Source organism: Rugamonas fusca, from assembly GCF_014042365.1.
In the GTDB taxonomy this organism is placed as follows: domain Bacteria; phylum Pseudomonadota; class Gammaproteobacteria; order Burkholderiales; family Burkholderiaceae_D; genus Rugamonas; species Rugamonas fusca.
On record NZ_JACEZS010000015.1, the window covers coordinates 21,070 to 35,077 of the forward strand.

Annotated in this window: 13 protein-coding genes; 6 read left to right on the top strand and 7 right to left on the bottom strand. The window is 67.8% G+C overall.

Annotated elements, in window-relative coordinates:
- The first annotated feature begins 7 nt into the window (after positions 1 to 7).
- Positions 8 to 1,030, top strand: a complete 1,023-nt coding sequence (gene secF, locus H3H36_RS17250) for a protein translocase subunit SecF (protein ID WP_182219339.1) — start codon at positions 8 to 10, stop codon at positions 1,028 to 1,030.
- Positions 1,031 to 1,223: 193 nt separating this feature from the next.
- Here secF and H3H36_RS17255 read toward each other — a convergent pair whose 3' ends face one another.
- Complete coding sequence (locus H3H36_RS17255) at positions 1,224 to 1,676, bottom strand: lipocalin-like domain-containing protein (RefSeq protein ID WP_182219340.1); 453 nt, start codon at positions 1,674 to 1,676, stop codon at positions 1,224 to 1,226.
- A gap of 170 nt (positions 1,677 to 1,846) precedes the next feature.
- Between H3H36_RS17255 and H3H36_RS17260 the strand changes: the two genes are divergently transcribed.
- Positions 1,847 to 2,542 (top strand): helix-turn-helix transcriptional regulator, encoded by a 696-nt coding sequence (locus H3H36_RS17260; RefSeq protein ID WP_182219341.1) that lies wholly within the window; start codon positions 1,847 to 1,849, stop codon positions 2,540 to 2,542.
- 234 nt (positions 2,543 to 2,776) lie between these two features.
- Here H3H36_RS17260 and H3H36_RS17265 read toward each other — a convergent pair whose 3' ends face one another.
- Positions 2,777 to 3,487 (bottom strand): OmpW/AlkL family protein, encoded by a 711-nt coding sequence (locus tag H3H36_RS17265; RefSeq protein WP_182219342.1) that lies wholly within the window; start codon positions 3,485 to 3,487, stop codon positions 2,777 to 2,779.
- Complete coding sequence (locus tag H3H36_RS17270) at positions 3,484 to 5,223, bottom strand: alpha/beta hydrolase family protein (RefSeq protein WP_182219343.1); 1,740 nt, start codon at positions 5,221 to 5,223, stop codon at positions 3,484 to 3,486. The genes H3H36_RS17265 and H3H36_RS17270 overlap by 4 nt, the downstream gene beginning before the upstream one ends.
- Before the next feature lie 142 nt (positions 5,224 to 5,365).
- Here H3H36_RS17270 and H3H36_RS17275 point away from each other — a divergent pair, with 142 nt between their 5' ends.
- Complete coding sequence (locus tag H3H36_RS17275) at positions 5,366 to 6,352, top strand: helix-turn-helix transcriptional regulator (protein WP_182219344.1); 987 nt, start codon at positions 5,366 to 5,368, stop codon at positions 6,350 to 6,352.
- 41 nt (positions 6,353 to 6,393) lie between these two features.
- Here the strand turns inward: H3H36_RS17275 and H3H36_RS17280 are convergent, their stop codons facing one another.
- The 3 genes from H3H36_RS17280 to H3H36_RS17290 all read right to left on the bottom strand — a co-directional run bounded on the left by H3H36_RS17280 (position 6,394) and on the right by H3H36_RS17290 (position 8,076).
- Positions 6,394 to 7,230 carry an HDOD domain-containing protein gene (locus tag H3H36_RS17280; protein WP_182219345.1) on the bottom strand — a complete coding sequence of 279 codons (837 nt, stop codon included), beginning with the start codon at positions 7,228 to 7,230 and terminating at the stop codon, positions 6,394 to 6,396.
- A 103-nt stretch (positions 7,231 to 7,333) separates the two neighbouring features.
- Positions 7,334 to 7,615: a hypothetical protein gene (locus H3H36_RS17285; RefSeq protein ID WP_182157007.1), complete on the bottom strand. Its 282-nt coding sequence runs from the start codon at positions 7,613 to 7,615 to the stop codon at positions 7,334 to 7,336.
- On the bottom strand, positions 7,612 to 8,076 hold the full coding sequence (locus H3H36_RS17290) for a MarR family winged helix-turn-helix transcriptional regulator (protein ID WP_182219346.1): 465 nt from the start codon (positions 8,074 to 8,076) through the stop codon (positions 7,612 to 7,614). The genes H3H36_RS17285 and H3H36_RS17290 overlap by 4 nt, the downstream gene beginning before the upstream one ends.
- Positions 8,077 to 8,198: 122 nt before the next feature.
- On the opposite strand from H3H36_RS17290, the gene H3H36_RS17295 reads away from it, so the two are divergent.
- Together H3H36_RS17295 and H3H36_RS17300 are read left to right on the top strand one after the other, a co-directional pair.
- On the top strand, positions 8,199 to 9,110 hold the full coding sequence (locus H3H36_RS17295) for a DMT family transporter (RefSeq protein ID WP_229219958.1): 912 nt from the start codon (positions 8,199 to 8,201) through the stop codon (positions 9,108 to 9,110).
- A 42-nt stretch (positions 9,111 to 9,152) separates the two neighbouring features.
- The gene (locus H3H36_RS17300) at positions 9,153 to 10,106 is read left to right on the top strand and encodes a GlxA family transcriptional regulator (RefSeq protein WP_182219348.1); all 954 of its coding nucleotides are present in this window, start codon (positions 9,153 to 9,155) and stop codon (positions 10,104 to 10,106) included.
- 6 nt (positions 10,107 to 10,112) lie between these two features.
- Here H3H36_RS17300 and H3H36_RS17305 read toward each other — a convergent pair whose 3' ends face one another.
- Positions 10,113 to 12,677 carry a transporter substrate-binding domain-containing protein gene (locus H3H36_RS17305; protein ID WP_182219349.1) on the bottom strand — a complete coding sequence of 855 codons (2,565 nt, stop codon included), beginning with the start codon at positions 12,675 to 12,677 and terminating at the stop codon, positions 10,113 to 10,115.
- A 179-nt stretch (positions 12,678 to 12,856) separates the two neighbouring features.
- On the opposite strand from H3H36_RS17305, the gene H3H36_RS17310 reads away from it, so the two are divergent.
- Positions 12,857 to 13,885: a porin gene (locus H3H36_RS17310; RefSeq protein ID WP_182219350.1), complete on the top strand. Its 1,029-nt coding sequence runs from the start codon at positions 12,857 to 12,859 to the stop codon at positions 13,883 to 13,885.
- Positions 13,886 to 14,008: the final 123 nt, after the last annotated feature.

Here is a 14,008-nt window from a genome sequence, read left to right on the forward strand (position 1 = left end):
GGATTTCATGGAATTTTTCCGCATCAAAAAAGACATACCGTTCATGCGCCATGCGCTGGTGTTCAACGCCATCTCGGCCTTGACCTTCGTGGCTGCCGTGTTCTTCCTGTTCCACAAGGGCCTGCACTTCTCGGTCGAGTTCACGGGCGGTACCGTGATGGAGCTGAAGTACGCCAAGCCGGCCAACCTGGAAAGCATCCGCCACACGCTGGAAAAGGTCGGCTATGAACAGCCGGAAGTGACCAGCTTCGGCACCGCGCACGACGTCATGCTGCGCCTGCCCGTGATCAAGACCGTGACCGGCAACGCCGCCTCGCAACTGGTGTTCAATGGCCTGTGCGCGGCCGAGCAGGGCACGCTCAAGCAGATCGACAGCGTCAGCCCCAAGGGCGAGCAAGTGACCAAGACGGCCTGCGTGGACGGCGCCGGCACGGAAGCCGTGTCGCTGCAGAAGGTGGAATTCGTCGGTCCGCAGGTCGGTGATGAGCTGGCCCAGAACGGCATGAACGCGCTGGCGATGGTGGTGATCGGCGTGATGATCTACCTGGCCATCCGCTTCGAGTGGAAGTTCGCGGTGGCGGCCATCATCGCCAACTTGCACGACGTGGTCATCATCCTGGGCTTCTTCGCCTTCTTCCAGTGGGAATTCTCGCTGACGGTGCTGGCCGCCGTGCTGGCCGTGCTCGGCTATTCGGTCAACGAATCGGTGGTGATCTTCGACCGTATCCGCGAGAACTTCCGCAAGCAGCGCAAGATGTCGGTGCATGAGGTGATCGACAACGCCATCACCAGCACCATCTCGCGTACCATCATCACCCACGGCTGCACCCAGATGATGGTGCTGTCGATGCTGTTCCTGGGCGGCCCCACGCTGCACTACTTCGCCGTGGCGCTGACGATCGGTATCTGCTTCGGTATCTACTCGTCCGTGTTCGTGGCGGCGGCCGTGGCCATGTGGCTGGGCGTGAAGCGCGAAGACCTGATCAAGCCGATCAAGGAAAAGGACGAGACGGACGGCGCCGTCGTCTAACTCACCTCGTCCTGAAGCACCCTCCTCGCGGCAACGCCAGGAGGGATTTTTTTTGCAGCACTGCAAAATCGGGGACGTAACACCATTTTCCGAGGTGGAAACGTAAATGGCCGGGTGGGAAAACTGTGTTACGTCCCCGATTTGTTCTTGGCGCAATATCGGGGACGTAACACCATTTTTCGTAGGGGGAACTTTAGTGGCTTGGTGGAGAAACCGTGTTACGTCCCCGATTTAGGGCTGTGGGGCAGGCCGTGGAGCGGACGCGGAAGTAGCTGCGGCCGTCGTCAAGTGAGCGCAACACGATCTTTTCCTGCGTCAGGCTGACGATCTTGTCCTTGAGGATGGCGCCGTCCGACAGGATGGAGGTCAGGATGCCGTCGCGCAGCGTCCAGCGCACCGTGATGCGCTCGACGAGTTTGCGGCAGGCCATGTCCTTGTACTCGAAATAGGTGTAAGTGCCGTCGGCCAGGAAGGTTTCGCGTGACGGGATGCGCTCGAAGTCGGGACTGTCGGGCGGGTTGATCCAGGTGCCGACCAGCAGCGCGCTCAGGGCGGCATCATCGGGTTCGGCATCGGCCGCGGAACCGGCCAGCGGCAGCATCAGTGCCACGCTCAGCAGCAACGCCGAAGCGGTTTTGTTTAACATGCAATGTCCTGGCGCCAGCCGGGCGGGGCGGGGGACCAGCCGGCGCAGAGTGTTGGTGAATGGAAATAACAATGGGCAATAGGATAATCCAGGATGCAGGATGATAGCCACAAATTTGTCATAATGCCGTACCGGCCGGATGGTCAAACTGTTGCGCGGATGGAAAAACGATGAGCCGTACCGGCCGATTATTCTTGCTGATGGATGCCATGCGCGGCTACCGCCGGCCTGTCACGGCGGCCCGGCTGGCCGAGCAGCTGGGCGTGTCCGAGCGCACCATCTACCGCGACATCCAGACCCTGAGCGGCCTGGGTGCGCCGCTCGAAGGCGAGGCCGGGGTCGGCTACATGCTGCGGGCCGGCTTCTTCCTGCCGCCGCTGATGTTCGGCGCCGACGAGCTCGAGGCGCTGGTGCTGGGCGCGCGCTGGGTGCGGCGCCAGGGCGACGAGGCGCTGGCCCAGGCGGCCACCAGCGCGCTGGCCAAGATCGCCGCCGCCACCCCCAAGGATTTGCGCGACGACATGGCCGAGACCAGCCTGTGGGTGCCGCTGGGTGTGAGCCAGCCCGACGCCAGTGATGCCTTCGTGCGTCCCGTGCGCGAGGCCATCCGCTACCAGCACCGGCTGCGCATCCGGTACCGCGACGAGCAGGGCGCCGAATCGGAACGCTACGTGTGGCCGTTCGCGCTGGCTTTCCTCGAAGGCAAGCGCCTGCTGGCGGCCTGGTGCGAATTGCGCGGCGCTTACCGCCATTTCCGCATCGACCGCATCGCGGCGGCCGTATCGACCGGGGAACGCTATCCAGCCCGGCGCCACGACCTGCTCAAGACGTGGCGCAGCGAACAGGGCTTGCGCGAAGACTCCTGACGAAAAAAGGGCGCGGCGCGCTGGTGGCGCGCCGCGCCGTCGTGGCGCCAGGCGGATGGCCTGGCCCGGCCACCTCCGCCGCAAACGGTGGAGACGCACGGCGCCGGATCGGGAAATGGGCCGCTATGTGCGCTGCCGCACGGAAAGCGGGTGGCGCGGCGCGTAAGCTGCGTTCATCTCTTTCGGGAGATCCCTAGTTTTGGACTTTGCCCGCCCCCCGGCGGGCTTTTTTTTTCAGAACGCGTAACCCACGGCTAGCACCCAGGCTGCCGGGTTGAAACGGATGTTGGTCGTGCGCACGATGCCGGCCGTGTCGGACTGGTAATGGCTGTTGACGCGCACCCTGGAATAGCTGGCGATCATGCTGACGGCCGGCGTGAGCCGGTAGGACAAGCCGGCCGTGGCCGCCGGGCCGATCGAGCGCGACAGGCTGATGCGCGTGGGGCCGCCGTTGACGGCGTCGCCGGCCGGCGTCGAATCCCGCTCGAAAAAGGCGGTGTAGTTCACGCCGAGGCCCGCATAGGGCCGCAGCGCATCGCCTTCGCGGCCCAGGCGGTAATTGAGTAGCAGCGTGGGCGAGAACCAGCGCGCCGTCGCCACCACCTGGCCGTCGAACGGGATGGAGCCGAGTCTGGCCGGCCCCTTGCCCACCGTGTGCGTGGTCGGCGGCACCCCGGCGGCCAGCTCCAGCTCCCAGTGCGCCGACAGCCGCCGCGCATAGGCGAAATACGGCGTGCGCACGGAACGCAGCGACAGGTTGATGCCGGCCGGCGTGAACGGCCCGGTCACATCGTCGGCCCGGCTGTCGTAGCTGACCGCGTAGAAACCGGCGCGCAACTGGTTCGCTGGCGCCAGGCCGGTGTCGGCGGCATCGGCGGCGTCGGTGGCGTGGACCTGGCCAGCGCCGGCCAGCAAAGCCAGCGCGCAAATCGATAATTTCATCATGGGGTAGCTCCGTTCACGAAACGCGCGAAATACGATTGCGCCGCCACTTCGCACGCCGACTGCACCAGCGGGTAGTGGTAATTGGCCATGATGGCTTGGCCGACCTGGCTGGCCAGCGCCTCGGCGCCGGTCACGCCCCGGGCGCGGAAATAGTCGACGGCCTGCGCCGCCACGCTGGCCAGGCCCAGCGCCATGGCGCGCTGCGGACCCGGCGCCGTGGCAGGGAAATACGCGGCCACGGCGGCCCGCACGGCGGCGCTTTGCTGCGCGCCGGCCGCATCGGGCGCGGCCGCCACGACCTGCGCGACAATGCCGCCGACGATGGTGGCGACCTGCCCAGCCGACGTGAGCTCGCCGTTCGAGGTCGGGTCCACGTCCAGCACGCGGACCTGGTCCGACGTCACCTGCGCCGCCCACAGCCCCTTCATGGTCAGCGTGTTGACGGGGTAGTTCACGTCCGGGTCGTTCATGCCGCCGCACAGCATCACTGGCGCGCGCGGCTGCCAGCCGCGCAAGTCGTTCTTCTTCAGCGCGCGGCGCATGGGCGAGGCGGGTTCGGCGGACGGCGGCATCAGGTCGCCGCCGGGCTGGAGCGCGCCATCGGGCACGGCCAGCGCATCGCGCGCGTAGGCCGCCCGGAAGCTGTTGCGGAACAGGGCCGGCTGGCCGAAACCGAGTGCGGCGATCGGGTTGACGGTGGCGTCGGGCACGGCCAGCGCCGCGTCCAGCGCGGCGTCGCCGGTGCGCGGCGTGGCGCTGTCGAAGATAGCCAGCATGGGCAGCTTGCCGGTGCTGAACAGCGTGTTGGCGTCGTACGGGCCGGGCAGCAGCGAAGTGGCGGCGCTGGCGTAGTTGGGGTCGTACACCTCGGCCGGCGTCGCGTACAGGTCGCCGTAGGCGTGCTGGTAGCTGTTAATCACCAGCGGGTAGTAGACGGAGCCGCCGAAGCCCACCTGGCCATGGGCGAACACGGCGTCGCCGAAGGCCAGCATGGCGTAGGGGCCGGACATGGGCGCGGCCGCCGTCACGTGCATGCCCGCCGCTTCCATCGCGCGGTGGGTGGCCATGGCCACGTGGCCGCCTTCCGAGTAGCCGGTGATGAACAGTTGTCCATTGTCGGTCACGCCGGCCGGCAGGCCCGCCGCCAGCGCCGCGCGCGCCGCCGCCAGCGCATCGATCATTTCATGCGATTGCTGCCGGGCGTTGGTATAGGGATGGTAGGGCAGGGGCGAGCTGTCGTAGCCGGCGTAGTTGGAGGCCACCACAATGTAGCCGCGGGCGGCGAAGAAGGCGGCCATGATGGCGCTTTCGGCCCAGCCTTCGTTGGCCGGATCGGTGATGGCGGCGATGTTGTAGCCGTGGGTGACGGCTGTGCCGTGGGTGTACAGCAGCACCGGGCGCGGGCCGGAACAGGCGCCGCCGCCGGTGGGCAGCATCAGCGCGCCCGAGGCCGAAGTGGGCTCGCCGGCACCGCCCGTGGTGCGGTACTGGAAGTAGTGGAAGTCGACGCCGCAGGCGGGCGCCCCGGCCATGGCCAGCAGTTGCCGGCCGTCGCTGCTGGCGCCCAGCTGGGCGGCCAGGTCGTCGCGATTCAGGGATGCCACCCGCAGCGGCGGCGCCTGCATCAGTGTGCCGGCCGTGGTGGATGGGTTGGCGGTGCCGCCGGGCGTGCCCGCGCCGCAGGCGGCCAGCGCCAGTAGCGCGCAGGCGCTGCCCGCCCTCAGTGTCAATCGCATGGTGTCTCCTCGTTGTTGGTGTGATGCGCCTTGCCAGCATGGGGCAACGGGGAGGGGGGCGCTACTCCGCAAATGCAGGGGCATGCGGCCATCGACGCGGCGCCGGGCCTGGGCTATGATCGGCGGACCACGCGACCCGGGAGTGACATTGAAGCTGGACGATTTCTCGCGCCTCGTCACGCACTGGAATGCGCTGGCGCAGGAGGCGCCGCCGCAACTGTTCAAGGAGCGCGCCCTCGATGCGCTGCGCGTACACCTGCCCTTCGACTCGGCTTGGTGGGGCACGGGCGTGCGCGGTGCGCGCCACCCGCGCATCATTGAAAGCTATGTGTACCATTTGCCACAGCAGTTCGCGCTGGACTGGCTGACGGTGTCGGCCGACGATGATTTTGCGCTGGCCGTCCAGGCGCAACCGGGCGTGACGCATGCGCTGGTTGACGACTGCGGCTTCAGTGAAGCCATGCGCGCGTTCGACCGGCACTATGGCGTGGGCCCGTCGCTGGCCACCAGCCACGGCGACGCGCAGACGGGCTTTGGCACCTTCCTGTCCGCGTTCCGGCGCCTGGACGCCGCGCCGTTCAACGAGGCGGAGCGGCAGCGCATGCAGCTGCTGGTGCCGCATCTGATGCATGCGGGCGAGCTGTCATGGCGGCACGCGCTGGGCAGCTACCTGCAGACCCAGCTGGTGGCCCACGCCAACGCCGATGCCTGCCTGATCGGCGCCAGCGGCGAATTCTGCCGCCAATTGCTGCGCGAATGGCCAACATGGCAAGGCGGCCCCTTGCCGTTGCCGCTGGCGCGCGCGATCGCCGACGGTCAGCGCCACTGGAGCGGCAAGCAGGTGCACATCGAACTGGCGGACGGCGGGCCCCAACGCGTCCAGCTCACCTTGCGCGCGCGCGTGGGCGACGGGCTGACGGCCAGCCAGGAGCGCGTGGCGCGCGAATATGTGGCCGGCTTTTCGTACAAGGAGATCGCCCGCAACCTGGGCCTGGCACCATCGACCGTGCGCACCTACCTGCGCGAGTGTTATCTGAAGCTCGGGGTCTGCAACAAGCTCGAGTTGAGTGAACGCGTCGGCCGCGTGGCGCCGGCCAAGCCGCGCGCAACGCGCCGCCCGGACGTATGAGATGAGCCGCGCCGCCGCTGGTCGCGCGGCAAGGACGGGGATTACAGCATCAGGACGGCGAACAGCGCTTGCACTTCGTGCGCCGACTCGGCCAGGATATCGTGCAACGTGCCTTCGCCGACGAGGAAATCGATGGTGCGCGCACCCAGCAAGGTGGTGGCGCCGGGCCGTTCCTGCAGTGGCGATGGCACGGGCGCCAGGTCGTTGGCCAGCAGCAGGGTGTCGCCCAGGGTTTCCGGCGGCAGCGCCCGCAGGCCCACCCACATGGCTTCCACGGCCTGGGCCACGGGTTCGGGGACCACCAGCTTCTTGAGCACGCCGCGGCCGATCTCGGCCTCGCCGAATTCGATCCAGTCGCCCGGGTCGCCGTCGAGGATGCCGGGCCAGGCGCCCGCCTGCGACAGCAGGTAGAAGCCACCCACCTCGTGCACGATGCCGGCGAACATGGCCGTGTCCGGGTCCACATGGGTCACGCGGCGCGCGATCACTTGGGCCAGCGCGGCCACGTGGGCCGTGTGTTCCCACAGCTGGGCCGCCTTGGCCTTGACGGCCGGGTCGCTGGACTGGCCGCCCAGCTGGCGCACGATCAGGGCCGCCACTTGCGATTGCAGGGTGCGCATGCCGAGCCGCTGCACGGCCGCGCGCACGCTGGAAATTTCGTTACCGGAACGGTTGTAGGCGACGGCGTTGGCGATGGCCACGGTACGGGCCGCCAGCAGGGGATCGGCCTGGATCAGCTTGGCTGCCGCGTCGAGGTGGCAATCAGGGTCGCCCAGCGCCTGCTGCAGGCGCAAGGAGGCGTTCACATTGGTGGGGAACGTCAGCTCTCCCCGGCTCGCTTGAGCTGCGATCTGCTTGAAGGCGTCCAGTCTGTCCATCGAAAAAATTATACTCGGAATATTGCCGTGTGGAACTTTTTCGCAAAATACTTTTCTATCCCTTGCGGCTTGCCGATAGCCTGCCGCAAGGGTCGGGCGCGGATCAGGCTTCGCTGAAGATGGCGTCGCAGCCGTCCTGGGTGGCGTCCGTGTCCTGCAGTTCGTCGACCAGGCCCAGGTCGAACAATTCCTCGATCGCGTTCATGAAGCTGTTGTGCTTGGTCGCGCCGATCAGGCGATAGATTTCCCCCGCTTCATTGCGGATGCCGATCAACAGCTTTTCCTGGCGCACTTCGTCCGGGGTGCTGACGTTGAGCAACAGGTTGCCGATGATGTGTTTATCGAATTTGGCAGGCTTTTTGCCTTCGAGCAGAGTCGTTTTCAAATGTTTTCCTTGGTTGAGTCGTGGGTGGCCGGACTGCTGCCGTTAATGACAGTTTTGAGCTTGGACAGGGTTTTTTCAAGGGCCGCGTAATCATCTTGCGTGAAATCAGCGAACACGGCGGCGCCCCTGGCCACGACGCGCGGAAACACGTCGCGGAAGGTGGCCTCGCCGGCCGCCGTCAGGCGCACGAAGAACGAGCGCTTGTCGTTGGCGTTGCGCTGGCGCTCCACCAGGCCCTTGTGCTCGAGCCGCTCGATCACCCCGGTCAGCGTGCCCTTGGTGATCAGGGTCTTCTTCCCGAGCTCCTTGTAGGACATGCCGGCCGTGTTGCCCAGCGTGGCGATGATATCGAACTGGGCGTGCGTCAGGCCGCACTCGCGCACGTGTTCACCGGACAGGCGCTCAAAGCCCTGCATGCATTCGGCCAGCAGCCGGATACTTTTCAAATAGCGTTCACCCATAGACCATGATTATAGCTGGCCGGGCCCGCCCTTCTTTGGGACAAGATCGCCAATTTCGCCATGGCCGGGTACACTATGCCTCCCCGGCGCCCCGCCGCCGCCGTTATTGCATCGAGACCTGTTTGAAGCCTTCCGCCTCCCGGCATCTGCCCGGCATCGCCGCCCTGTTGACCGTCACGCTCGTCTGGGGCACCACTTTTCCCGCCATGAAGGACATGACGGGCGCCCTGTCGGCCAGCATGATCGTGCTGGTGCGCTTCACGCTGGCCGGCCTGCTGCTGACGCCATTCCTGTGGCGGGCGCGGGCCGGCGACGTGGGGCAGGGCGTGCTGGCCGGCGTGGTGTTGTTCTTCTGCTACGTGTTCCAGATCGAAGGCCTGAGCCTGACCAGCTCCAACCGCAACGCCTTTCTCACCGGCCTGAACGTCCTGGTGGTGCCGCTGCTGGGCATGGCGTCCGGCAAACTGCCCGAGCGCCGCATCGTGCTGGCGCTGCTGCTGGCGCTGGCCGGCCTGTTCGCGCTGTGCTGGGATGGCGGCATCAGCTGGGGCCGCGGCGACACGCTGGCCCTGCTGGCGGCCGTGTGCTTCGGCCTGTACGTGAAGATGATGGAAGCGGCCACCCGCAAGGTGCAGCGCCTGATGACGCTGACGGCGGCCCAGATCGTCACCGTGGCCGTGTGCGCGGCCGGCTGGCTGCTGTGGCGCGACATGCCGTCCGGCGCCCAAGCCGGGCCGTGGCAGGCGGCCGCCTGCCACGCGGTGCTGGCCTACAAGCGCAACCTGGTCTACCTGGGCGTGGTGGCCACGGCCGCCATCATCTCGCTGCAAACGTGGGGCCAGCGCCACAGCAGCGCCAACGAGGCGGCCGTCATCTACGCGTTCGAGCCCGGTTGCGCGGCCATTTTCGCCTATTTCTGGCTGGGCGAGACGCTGGCCTGGAACGGCTTGCTGGGCGCCGCCTTGTTGATCTCCGGTATGATAGTGAGCCAGTGGAGCAGCAGCCGGCCCGCCGCCGTGCTGGCGCCCGAGTGAACGCCGCCCACCGACTTAGCCCTTAGCCCATTTAAACGCCGCATGCCATTTTCACCGCTCTCCCGTCTGGCCCAGGAACAGCCGCTGCGCGTGCTGCTGGTCAACGCGGGCGAGCCGGACGCCCTGACCTGGGCCGGCCTGGTCCAGCCGTTGCGGCTGGCGGCCCGGATGGTGGGGCCGGAACAATTGCGGCTCGATATCCTCAGTCCCCAGCAGGCGGCGCTGACCCAGCCCCAGCCGGGCTGGCACCTGGCCCTGCTGGTGGCCGACGAGCAACAAACGCCGCCGCCGCCGGAACTGCTGCGCACGGTGCTCGACCGTTGCCGTTCGGCCCGCTACTGGGGCGGTGTCGGCGCCGGCGTGCTGTGGCTGGCCGACGCCGGACTGATGGCCGGCGTGCGCATCGCCCTGCCGTGGGCCTTGTACGCGGAAACGGAAGCGCTGACGCAGCGCGCCATCCTCACGCCCCATTTGTTCGAACTGGACGGCCGCATGCTCAGTTGCTGCGGCGGCGCGGCCAGCATCGACTTCGCGCTGACGCTGGTGGCGGCCCTGTATGGCGCCACCGTCCAGGCCGCGATCAAGGAAAGCCTGTGCATCGAGCGCGTGCGCCCGCACGATGAGCGCCAGCGGGTGGCGCTGCAAGCCCGCTTCGGCGCGCTGCAGCCCAAGCTGTCCGAAGCGGTGACGCTGATGGAGGCCAATATCGAGGAACCGCTGTCGACCGACGATATTGCCGGCCTGGTGGGCTTGTCGCGGCGCCAGCTGGAACGGCTGTTCAAGCAATACCTGGACAGCCTGCCGTCGCGCTACTACCTGGAGCTGCGCCTGCAGCGCGCCCGCCAGTTGCTGCTGGAAACCAATCACTCCATCGTGCAGGTGGGCCTGATGTGCGGTTTTTCCTCGGGCTCGCATTTCTCGACCGCGTTCGGCGCCCTGTTCGGCAACACGCCGCGCGAGGAACGCCAGCGCAAGCTGATGCCGCCGGCCGGCTGAGCCACCTTACGTGGAAGTTTGCACGGGCGCCGCGCCGCTGGCGGTGGGCAGCGCCACCATGCCATGCGCGCCGCTGGCGTTGTGCTCGGTGAGCTGGGGCGCCTTCAATGGCAGGCTGATCTGGAATAAGGTGCCGGCGCCCGGTCCGCCCTGCAGCGTGATGGTGCCGCCCAGCACGCCCGTCACCAGCGTCTGCACGATGTACAGGCCCAGCCCGGAGCCGCCCTGGCCGAGCCGGGTGGTGAAGAACGGGTCGTAGATCTTGCTGCGGTATTCGGCCGGAATGCCCTTGCCGTCGTCCGTGTAGGTGAGCAGCACGCGCTCATCCTGGCGCTGGGCGCCGATGTGGACATGGCCACCCTTGCGCCCCTCGAAACCGTGCACCAGCGAGTTTTCCAGCAGGTTGGACAGCACCTGGGCCAGCGGTCCGGGGAAGCTGTCGAGCTCGATATCGGGCGCCACGTCCAGTTCGATGTGGTGGCCGCGGTGCTTCCACGCATTGTGGTGGCTGGCGATCACTTCCTCCACCGTGCGCCGCAGCGGGAACACGCGGCGCCGCACGCTGGCCTGGTCCACGGCCAGTTCCTTGAAGTTGTCGATCAGTCCGGCCGCGCGGAAGGTGTTGCGCTCGATGATCTCGGTGGCCTGCTGGCACTGGCCCACGAACAAGTCGGCCGCCGAGCGCTTGAGCTGGCCGGCCGCCAGCGCCCGGGCGAAGCTGTCCACATGGGCCTTGAGCGTGGTGGACGCCGTCAGCGCGCTGCCCAGCGGGGTGCTCAGTTCGTGCGCGATGCCGGCCACGAGACGTCCCAGCGAGGCCACTTTTTCCGTCTGCAGCAACTGCTCGGCCGCCACGCGCAAGTCGTCGTTCGCCTGCCGCAGTTCGGCCGTGCGGGCCGTCACGCGCTGCTCCAGCACGGCGTTCAATTCCTGGATCTCGGCCTCGCGCGCGCGGCGCGCGGCCACTTCCTGTTGCAGCTCGGCCGTGCGGCGCTTGACCATCACGCGCAACTGCACGATGAAGGTGACGGCCACCAGCACGGCCAACGCCAGCGCGCCCAGCGGCCGGTAATCGATGTCATGCGCGTAGTGGACAGTGCTCCAGTTCTGGCGGAACGCTTCGCGCTCGCTCTTGGGGATGGCCGCCAGCGCCGCGTCCAGGATGGGCAGCAGTTCCGGCCAGTCCGAGCGCACGCCGATGCCGATCTGGTAGCGGTAGTCCGTCTCGCCGGCCACCCGCACGTCCGTCGCGCCCAGTTCCACCAGCTGGTGGGTGCCCGTCAGCAGCGGGCCAACGATGGCGCGCACCTTGCCATTGCGTAGCAGCTCGGTGCCGGCCTTGAAGTTGCTGACCGGGACCATGGCGACGCCGGGCCAGTCGTGCGGCAGCGCGTCGGCCACCATGGTGCGCGCGGCCACGGCCACGCGCTGGCCGCTCAGGCCGGCCAGGCCGCCCATGGGCGCGGTGGTGGTGCCGGCGAAGATCACCACCGGCGTGCTCAAATAGGGCTCCGTCACCAGCATGAAGCCGGCCCGGCCCGGCGTGTGCGAAATGGCCGACACCAGGTCCACCTGGCGCTGCTCGATGCGGCTGATCTCGTCGGCCACGTCGCGCACCGGCACCCGCTCGAAGCGCACCCCCAGTTGTTCCTCCACGCGGCGCAGGAAGTCGAGCGAGATGCCGCGCAAGGCGCCATCCTCGCCGCGCCACTCGATGGGGGCGCGGCCACTGTCGACAGCCACCCGCAGCACGGGGTGGGCCGCCAGCCAGGCGCGCTGCGCCGGCGTGAGGGTCAGTTCGCGCTGCACCGGCGTGCCTTCGGCCGCCACCAGCCAGCGCGCGCGGATCAGCGCATGTTCGTCGGCCGTGATGGCGGCCACGCCCTTGTCGACGATGGACAGCAGTTCGGGCGCGTCGTTGCGCAGCGCCAGCCGGATGGTGGCCGCTTCCGAGTAGTAGTACAGCAGCGCGATCTTGAGGGAATTGCCTGCTTCACCAATGGCGCGCTGCACGACGGGCAAGTCGTCGAAGAAGGCGTCGGCTTCGTGGTGCAACACGCGCGCCATGCCGTCCTGCGAACTGTCCACCTCCACCAGCACGCAATCGGGGCAGCGCGCCTTGAGCACGGGTACCCGCACCGTGTTGCGTACCACGGCCACCCGCTCGCGCGCGTAGTCGCCCAGGACACGGGTGGGCGCATGGTCGGGCCGGGTCGCCATGGCGATCGGCAGTTCCAGGTAAGGCTGGGAGAAATTGAGGCGGGTCCGGCGCTCGGGCCGTTCGCGCGCGCACAGCACGCCGTCCACGTCGTGCGCCATGCCCCTGGTCAGGGCCTGGTCCCAGGTCGAGCCCACGTAGCGGAATGTCAGCCCCGTCTTGCGGGCCACCAGTTCCGCGTAGTCATAGCAGGCGCCCGCGTAGGAGGCGTCGCTGTCGGCGCGGCGGAACGCGATGGGCGGGTTGAACTGGTCGAGCGCCATGGTCAGCACGGGATGGGCGCGCACCCAGGCCTGCTCCTGTGGCGTGAGCGCAACCTGTGCCGCCACCAGGGCGGGCCATGCAAGCAGCATGCAAAATAAAGTGGCCAGAGCGGCTCGTGCTGTGTGCATTTTGAGAGTAGCCTTTTGCGATGCGCCCCCGAATGTTTCACAGCATAGCCCACTCTGACTGCGGAATACACAACATGTTGAACAATCTTCGCGGCAAAGACACAATCTGCAGGGCAAATCTGAAACTGCTTGCAGCCGCGTTGTGGGGAGCCTGCCACAGCGCGCTGGCCGACAGCGGCGTGACGGCTTACGGTGTGATCGACACCTTCGCCACCCGCATCGCGGCCGATGGCCTGGCGCCCGTCACGCGGGTCGATGCGAGCGGCCTGCTGGCCAGCCGCCTGGGCTTGCGGGGCCGCGAGGAACTGGGCGGCGGTTTGCGCAGCAGCTTCGTGCTGGAAGCGGGCCTGAACGGCGACGATGGCAGCGGTGCGGACGGCAACCGCCTGTGCAACCGCCAGGCATGGGTGGGGCTGGGCGGCCCTGTGGGCGAATTGCGGCTGGGCCGCCAGAACACGCCGCAGTTTTACATGAACGGCAAGTTTGACGCTTTCACCAGCGCCACCCAGGCTTCTGGCTGGAACAATATGTACGGCGCGCCGCCGCGCATCGACAACGCCATCGGCTATTTTTCGCCCGGCCTGGGCGGCTGGACGCTGCAGGTGCTGGCGGCGCGCGGCGCCACCGGCGGCGCGGCGCCGCTGGCCGAGACCGCCGCCAACCGCAACCTGCAGCTGGCGGCCGAATACGAACGGCCCGGCTTCTACCTGGGCGCCAATTACCAGCAGGTCGACAACGCGGCCCTGCCGTACCGCGCGCGGCGCGCCAGCGTTGGCGCGTCCTGGACCTATACGCCGCGCTGGACCGTGTTCGGCGCGGCCGGCAGCGAACGTCGCAGCGACGGCAGCCAGCGCAGCATGCTGTATTCCTTGTCCGTGCGCTGGCGCGCGGACGGTCCGCTGGCCCTGTCGTTCGGCTGGGCCGGACTGCGCGACCGGCTGGCCGGCGCCGGCCATGGCGACGCCGCCGAACTGGGCGCCCAGGCCCAGTACCGGCTGTCCGTGCGCACCTCGCTGTACGGAGCGCTGGCCCGGCTGCGCCAGTACGACCAGCGCAACAGCTTCGCGCTGGTGGGCGCCGCCGTGGTGACGCCGGCGGCCCAGATCCGCTCTCCCGTACCGGGCGGCGCCATCGACGGCGTGCAACTGGGCGTGCTGCACACGTTCTGAGTCCGCCATCCCGGCCGGGCAAAAATGAAAATCCTTGTCGCGATTTCAAAAGAGTTTTAGCATCCCGCTTTTTATAATGGGTGCTCCCGCGCGGCCCCGTGCCGCCACCGACCCCACTTTGAT